The 5,631-nt window shown below is 56.1% G+C and carries 8 protein-coding genes; 7 read left to right on the forward strand and 1 reads right to left on the reverse strand.

Features of this window, described 5'->3' with window-relative positions:
- The first annotated feature begins 302 nt into the window (after positions 1 to 302).
- The 7 genes from IT585_00680 to IT585_00710 all read left to right on the forward strand — a co-directional run bounded on the left by IT585_00680 (position 303) and on the right by IT585_00710 (position 4,881).
- Entirely contained in the window at positions 303 to 593 is a 291-nt protein-coding gene (locus tag IT585_00680) for a hypothetical protein (GenBank protein MCC6961744.1), read from the forward strand.
- A 56-nt stretch (positions 594 to 649) separates the two neighbouring features.
- Positions 650 to 1,108, forward strand: a complete 459-nt coding sequence (locus IT585_00685; GenBank protein MCC6961745.1) for a ribonuclease HI family protein — start codon at positions 650 to 652, stop codon at positions 1,106 to 1,108.
- Positions 1,109 to 1,349: 241 nt separating this feature from the next.
- Positions 1,350 to 1,505, forward strand: coding sequence for a hypothetical protein (locus tag IT585_00690; protein ID MCC6961746.1), 156 nt, complete (start codon positions 1,350 to 1,352; stop codon positions 1,503 to 1,505).
- 209 nt (positions 1,506 to 1,714) lie between these two features.
- Positions 1,715 to 2,353 carry a hypothetical protein gene (locus IT585_00695; protein MCC6961747.1) on the forward strand — a complete coding sequence of 213 codons (639 nt, stop codon included), beginning with the start codon at positions 1,715 to 1,717 and terminating at the stop codon, positions 2,351 to 2,353.
- 152 nt (positions 2,354 to 2,505) lie between these two features.
- The gene (locus tag IT585_00700; protein ID MCC6961748.1) at positions 2,506 to 3,456 is read left to right on the forward strand and encodes an NmrA/HSCARG family protein; all 951 of its coding nucleotides are present in this window, start codon (positions 2,506 to 2,508) and stop codon (positions 3,454 to 3,456) included.
- 114 nt (positions 3,457 to 3,570) lie between these two features.
- Positions 3,571 to 4,062: a DinB family protein gene (locus IT585_00705; GenBank protein MCC6961749.1), complete on the forward strand. Its 492-nt coding sequence runs from the start codon at positions 3,571 to 3,573 to the stop codon at positions 4,060 to 4,062.
- A gap of 15 nt (positions 4,063 to 4,077) precedes the next feature.
- Positions 4,078 to 4,881 (forward strand): class I SAM-dependent methyltransferase, encoded by an 804-nt coding sequence (locus IT585_00710; GenBank protein ID MCC6961750.1) that lies wholly within the window; start codon positions 4,078 to 4,080, stop codon positions 4,879 to 4,881.
- Positions 4,882 to 4,891: 10 nt separating this feature from the next.
- Here the strand turns inward: IT585_00710 and IT585_00715 are convergent.
- The coding region (locus IT585_00715) for a hypothetical protein (GenBank protein MCC6961751.1) at positions 4,892 to 5,631 on the reverse strand (740 nt) is incomplete at its 5' end.

A 5,631-nucleotide genomic window follows, 5' to 3' on the forward strand; every position in this document is an offset into this window, starting at 1 on the left:
CGACGATGCCCGCAAGGCGACTGATCAGTTTATCGCGACCTACGGCATGAAGCAGCCGGCGACCACGCGCTTGAAGGTCGCCGCCAAGCGTCCGGCCGCGAAAAAAGTGGCAAAGAAGAAGTAGGGCGATAGTCCGGATCTCACATACGCGGCGCACGAGAGTGCGCCTCGTGTCGCACCACAGAAGTCGAGCCGCATTCTAGAGGCTCTAGAGCGAACGGTAGGTGTGCATTCCTGCGCAGTTCAAATCGGGAATTGTTGATAGACTAGATTCGTTTGATCGAGGGGTTCAGGTGAGTTGAATGAGCACCATCCTGGTAGTTTTCGGCATCGTTGTAGCAGCCATCATCTTGTTGCGCTTTCTGGGAAGTGGATACATTACAAAGAAAACCATGATGGCCTCTTACTTCGCTGCGCGAGAATCTCTCGGCCCAGATGTCGCTGAAGAAGAAGTCCTCTGCAGTGTACTGAAAACTCGTCCACCGTTCCGCCGTTATACTGAGGAAATGCTAAGAGACATTGTAGCAATGTGCCCCGACATCAATGCGCTTACAGCGTTCGTTATTGGATTTGACAAACATAAGACGCGATAATGGATTGGCGCGATTTCTCTCCGTAGCACTCGTCGCAGCTCCGAGAAAGGTCCCCATTGACTGACAACACAAGAATCGATAGAGACGCAAATCCGGTCAAGAAATCAGACGTGCTCGATATCTACACCGATGGTGCTTCTCGGAACAATCCCGGTAAAGGGTCTGGAGCATTCATCTTTGTGCTGAAGGATGACATTATCTGTAGTGATGCACAGTACTTCGGTGACATTACGAATAATCAAGCGGAGTACAAGGCGCTAATCATGGCTCTAGACCGCGTGATTGAGTTCACTCGATGGCACATCCGGATTCACTCCGATAGTGAGTTACTTATTAAGCAGATGAGCGGCGATTGGCGTGTGAAGGAACCGATGCTTAAGGAGCTATATCGAGAAGCAGGCGAGTTGGAGAAGGGGATTCAGAAGATAGAGTACCTACATGTGCCACGGAGCAATCGCTTCATCAAGATCGTTGACAAGATGTGTAACGAGTGTCTTGACAAGAATCTCAAGTGACTCGGTTTCGCGTCCCCCTTGATCATAACGTCCCACGAAGCTCTCCGCAAGTCATGAGATTCCCACCGCACCGCGTGGTCTACTGAACTCACGCGTACCTTTGGCTGTTATACCCCACCCATAGGATGGAGACTCTATAGCTTTCTACGCGGCAATGCTCCTCCTGCAACTTTGACGTACCGCCCACCTGCCCCCCCACGTTCTTACCTACCTCCACTCCATGCATTTCGCATCAAGGCAAGTGTTCATCGACGACACCGAGATTCAGGGGGATAATCTGAACGCGCTCTTCGCCGACCTCAACGATGCCGCCCTGTTCGAACCCAATGTCTGCGCCAAATGGTCGATCAAGGATATGGTCGCCCAAACCGGTACCCCCGCCTATCCATTCCCTTGATCATCAAGAGATTCTGAACTCGCAGCAAGCCAAAAAACACCCACCCTTCCGGTGGGGTACATGTGGATGACGCCGCCGCCGGCGCAGGCAAAACGAATCGGCTTCTCCCGCGAATAGACCGTCATCATCGTCATTTTTATCCAAAATCTGATTGCATCTTCCGTCGTAATGCGACAATATGTTAGTACAATCCGTCGCAATGGTGAACTATGGCCGAATTGGCTGCCTACAAAGAAGTCTGCAAGAAGGATTTCGATCCGGCAAAGGTTGCCGCGCTGGCGATTCGCGATCCCGAGTGCCTGGCCAAGGCGATCGCGGGGTTGGACGAATCGAAAGCGACGATCAAGTATGGCTGCGACAAGGTGCTGCGCTACCTGGCCGCGCACTCGCCGGAAGTGCTGTACCCGCATTTTGACGAGTTTGCGGCCAACTTGAATAGCGACAAGACGATCCTGAAGTGGGGCGCCATCGAGATCATCTCGCAGCTGGCACAGGTTGACAGCGACCGGAAGTTTGATCCGATTTTCGAGAAGTACTTCGCGCCGCTAAAGGGCCCGGTGCTGATCACCGCCGCCAATCTGATCAAAGCTGCACGCCGGATCGCGGTCGCCCGTCCCGATTTGGCCGACCGGATTGCGCAGCGCATTTTGACGGTCGAGACGGCCAGATACAAGACCGCCGAGTGCCGCCAGATCGCGCTATGCGAAGCCGTCAGAATTTTTGACGAGATCTACTCCCTGGTGGCGGACAAACCCGCGGTCGTTGCTTTCGTCAAGAAACGCCTGAAGAGCCGCCGCCACTCTACCAAACAATCGGCCGAGAATTTCCTCCACAAGCATCACGCCTAAACGCCAAAGTTGACCGTCCGTTTCCACCGGATGTGACCGAAAACACACCGCGCCGGCGCGGGAACAGTTCACCCCTCACAGGTGTTTAAGCCACAGCAGAGATAAAATAGGTCTCTGATATACATTCGGAACTTACGACACAGGAGATTGCGGTGGCTACAAAGAAAATCATAGCGGTTGTCGGCGCGACCGGCGCTCAGGGCAGCGGTTTGGTGCGCGCCATTTTGAATGACAAGTCGGGGGAATTCGCCGCGCGGGCACTGACGCGCGATGTCAATTCGGACAAGGCCAAGGAACTGGCACGGCTGGGCGCGGAAGTGGTTGCGGCCAACGTTGACGACGTCGAGAGCTTGAAGCGGGCTTTCGCCGGCGCGTATGGCGCGTTCTGCGTGACGTTCTTCTGGGATCACTTCTCACCCGAAAAAGAAATGGAGCATGCGCGCGCGATGGCGCAGGCGGCCAAGGCTGCCGGTGTGAAGCATGTCATCTGGTCGACGTTGGAGGACACGCGCAAATGGGTGCCGCTGACCGACAATCGCTTGCCGACGTTGCACGGCAAGTACAAGGTGCCGCACTTTGACGGCAAGGGCGAGGCGGACAAAGCGTTCGCCGAGGCGGGCGTGCCGACGACTTACTTGCTGACGTCGTTCTATTGGGAGAACTTCATCTACTTCGGCATGGGCCCCAAGGAGACCGCGCCGGGTAAGTATGCGATTACGATGCCGATGGGCGACAAGAAACTGCCCGGCATTAGCGCCGAAGACATCGGCAAGTGCGCACTGGGGATTTTCAAACGCGGCGGGAAGTTTATCGGCAAGACGGTCGGCATCGCCGGCGACCACGTGACCGGCGAGCAGATGGCGAAGCTGATGACCAAGGCGATCGGCAAGGAGATCGCTTACAACGCCGTCGATCCGGAAACCTACCGCAATTTCGGCTTCCCTGGCGCCGACGATTTGGGCAACATGTTCCAGTTCAAGCGAGATTTCGAATCTGATTTTTGCGGGGCGCGCGATCTGGAGTTCTCACGCTCTTTGAATCCGGAATTGCAGACCTTTGAGCGCTGGCTCGAGAACTACGGCGCCCGGATACCGTTGTCATAGTCGAGACCGGGAACTGGCTGAACCACCACGAGCGTGGGTTCGCCGCCGGCGGAGATGCCGGCCGGCCACGTTGTCACTTGCGCAATCACGGAAATGGACTACCTTACTCGCCATATGGTAACAATCTCTTCAATTCATCGAATCCTGACGCGGGATTTGGAGGCGTTGCGGCGCGAGCTGCGCGCTTACCCGAACGAAGCCGACATCTGGAAGGTGTCGAGCGGCGTGAATAACTCCGCCGGCTCACTGGCCCGGCATCTGACCGGGGGTCTCAGTCATTTCATCGGAACCGTGATCGGGGATAACGGCTATGTCCGCAGCCGCGAAGAGGAATTCGGCGGACCGCCGGTAACGCGGGCGGAGTTGGAGCGGCGGATCGACGTCGCGCTGGCTTCAGTCGACGACGGACTCAGCGCGATCAACGACTTTGACCTGGAAAAGCCGTATCCGGTCGAGTTAGCCGGGATGACGTTCACGATCGGGCGCTTTCTGATCCACCTTGTCGGCCACTTCGGCTATCATCTGGGCCAGATCGACTACCATCGCCGACTTGTGACCGGCAGCAACGAGTCGATCAACGCCATGTATCTGGCTGATCTGAAATAAATCCGAGGAGCAGGAGTGGACAGCAGCGAGCGCCGGCGGTTGGCCGAGGATAACCGCATTGCCTGGAATCAGGCGGCCGAGAGGCACTTCGTAGCGCAAGCGGGCAAGTTCCGCAAGCTGTTTCAGCAGCCAGGGTACAGCTGTCTCGATGAGGTCATCACAGCCAAGCTGCAGGAGATCGGCCTGTCCGGAAAAGCGGTGGCGCAGCTATCGTGCAACAACGGCCGCGAGACGCTGTCGCTAATCAATCTTGGGGCCGGATCGGGGGTTGGTTTCGACATAAGCGATGAATTCATTGCCGAGGCGCAGGTGCTGGCCGAGATTGCGAAGCTGCCGGTCAGTTTCGTCCGCACTGACGTTTATGACATCCCAGATTCCTACGACCGGCAATTCGACCTGGTCTTCATCTCAATCGGCACGCTCGGCTGGCTGCCCGACCTGCAGGAGTTCTTTGGTGTGGCGGCTCGCCTACTGAAAGACGGCGGCGATCTGGTGATCTACGAGATGCACCCGTTCCTTGAAGTCCTTGATCCCGAGAACAAGTTGGAGCCGTTGAAAGTCGTCAATCACTACTTCAACGAAAAACCATTATCGGATGAGGCCGGCATGGATTATTACGGCAAGCAGCAGTATCAGTCCCATGTCAGCCATTGGTTCGCGCAGAGCTTCATGAAGATCTTTGGCGGGTTAGCGGACAACGGCCTGGTGATCCGCACTCTGACGGAGTACTCGCACGACATCAGCGAGGTCTTCGCCCATCTTGAGGAGCAGCCGCTCAAGTTACCGCTCTGCTATATCCTGCACGCTCAGCGCGCGTAGTTCCGGCGTCTTACGACTGGAACAGGTACTGCAACTTCATAAAGAACTGCCGCGACGACAGCGTCCAGCGGCGCGGATCATTCGGACCGGCACGCAGTTCATCGTAGTTGTAGGTCGAACCGGCATAGAAGACTGAGAACGGGCTGAGGCGGTAGGTCAACAAAGGATCAACCTCCCAACGCCGTTCGAAGTCGTCGTACTGGACCACCAGTCGCGCCGACAGCTCCCGGTTGAATTGATATTGGAACCGCGTCCGCGCGATATAACCCTTGAAGAACTCGGCATCGGTCTCGGCATCATCGCTGTGGGCGTAGTCGAAGTAAGGTTGAATGTTCAACTGATCCATGGGCTTAAGGGTGGCCCCCACGTTGATATAGGTCTCCTGCCCCTTCTCGACGGCGAAGCGGGCAATGCCCTCGCCCTGCGAGGCACTCGCATACAACGAAAGCCAATCGAACGGTGTCGAGTTGAAGTAGACATTGACTCGCCAGAGATGATTGAATTCGACACCGGCAAATTTCTCAGCCTGATTGCTGTAGCCGATGCCGAAGTTGGTCTGCGCGACGCGGGTCTCGGCATCAATTCCCAAAAAGTGCTGTTGTGTCTTGAGATCGCCGTCGAAGTTCCAGCGGCGAAATTCATAGGTGTTGGGGACCAGTCTATCCAACCATTTGCGATTGGTATAGAACACGTACGAGGTCCCGATCGAGGCGTTCCGGTAGTCGGCATAGGGATCGAACCCGATCTGAG

Source organism: Candidatus Zixiibacteriota bacterium (assembly GCA_020853795.1).
GTDB lineage: Bacteria > Zixibacteria > MSB-5A5 > CAIYYT01 > CAIYYT01 > JADJGC01.

Excerpts from the sequence above, each read along its gene's own strand:
- IT585_00680 (MCC6961744.1), top strand. The coding sequence starts at position 303 with ATGAGCACCATCCTGGTAGTTTTCGGCATCGTTGTAGCAGCCATCATC.
- IT585_00695 (MCC6961747.1), top strand. The coding sequence starts at position 1,715 with ATGGCCGAATTGGCTGCCTACAAAGAAGTCTGCAAGAAGGATTTCGAT.
- IT585_00705 (MCC6961749.1), top strand. The coding sequence starts at position 3,571 with ATGGTAACAATCTCTTCAATTCATCGAATCCTGACGCGGGATTTGGAG.